Origin of the sequence: Vibrio ruber DSM 16370 (assembly GCF_900163965.1) — a bacterium.
In the GTDB taxonomy this organism is placed as follows: Bacteria; Pseudomonadota; Gammaproteobacteria; order Enterobacterales; family Vibrionaceae; genus Vibrio; species Vibrio ruber.
On record NZ_FULE01000041.1, the window covers coordinates 1 to 1170 of the forward strand.

3 tRNA genes and 2 rRNA genes are annotated in these 1170 nt (G+C 45.9%); all 5 read right to left on the reverse strand.

Annotated features, from left to right (window positions below):
* Positions 1 to 245, reverse strand: a 23S ribosomal RNA gene (locus VR7878_RS14875); the annotation flags it as partial.
* 493 nt (positions 246 to 738) lie between these two features.
* A tRNA-Val gene (locus VR7878_RS14880) sits at positions 739 to 814 on the reverse strand.
* A gap of 29 nt (positions 815 to 843) precedes the next feature.
* Positions 844 to 919: transfer RNA gene (locus tag VR7878_RS14885), tRNA-Lys, on the reverse strand.
* 17 nt (positions 920 to 936) lie between these two features.
* Positions 937 to 1012 (reverse strand) — tRNA-Glu (locus VR7878_RS14890).
* 102 nt (positions 1013 to 1114) lie between these two features.
* Positions 1115 to 1170, reverse strand: a 16S ribosomal RNA gene (locus VR7878_RS21305); the annotation flags it as partial.

Consider the following 1170-nt stretch of genomic DNA (forward strand, 5'->3'; position numbering starts at 1 on the left):
CGCTACTTTCGGAATCTCGGTTGATTTCTTTTCCTCGGGGTACTTAGATGTTTCAGTTCTCCCGGTTCGCCTCATTAACCTATGTATTCAGTTAATGATAACTGCTGCTGCAGTTGGGTTTCCCCATTCGGAAATCGTAGACTCAAGTGGCTCTTACTGCCTCATCTACGCTTATCGCAAGTTAGTACGTCCTTCATCGCCTCTGACTGCCAAGGCATCCACCGTGTACGCTTAGTCACTTAACCATACAACCCGAAGAGGTCTTGCTCGGTCTTTGTCATTGATGCGGTGTTGCGTCTGCTTTTTGCTCGGTCACAACCAGAAGGTTGCTCCCAGCGACAAAAATCAGTCGCGCCTTGCCTCAAAGACAAATCCACTTCGCAATACGAAGTCCTCAGGCTGTTTTCATTAAACAACTTAGGTGTCACACAATATTTTATACATGAGTGTGTGACTTGGTTTTGCCGGACTCAATTTGAATACACAGTTGCCTGTGCATTCCCAAGAACACTTGATTGTGTTGGTCTTTCTCTTTCGAGAAAGTATTGAGAACTTTTACAAATAATCATCTGTTTCCAAAGAAACAAACATTATTTTGTCAGCTTTCCAAATTGTTAAAGAGCAATGTGTACGCTTGAGCATTCAAGCCACACTTTCTAATGACTTTCAGCGCCACAAAATCGAACCACATCGGTTAAACCGCTGGTCTGAATTGTTGAGCCAAAAATAGTTAGAAAGTGGTGGGCGATACCGGGTTCGAACCAGTGACCCCCTGCTTGTAAGGCAGGTGCTCTCCCAACTGAGCTAATCGCCCACTTTCAGGCGTTCCCCTAAAGAGAAAAATGGTGGGTCGTACAGGATTCGAACCTGTGACCAATTGGTTAAAAGCCAACTGCTCTACCAGCTGAGCTAACGACCCGAACTTCTCAAAAGAAGTGGTATCCCGTAGGGGAGTCGAACCCCTGTTACCGCCGTGAAAGGGCGGTGTCCTAGGCCTCTAGACGAACGGGACATTGTCTGCCTTGTAACTTCCAAAAACAGAAAATTACAACGCTATACGCTCTGTTATAAACCAAATCAATCTGTGTGGACACTCATCCAAAATATCTTTACGTAAGGAGGTGATCCAGCGCCAGGTTCCCCTAGCGCTACCTTGTTACGACTTCACCC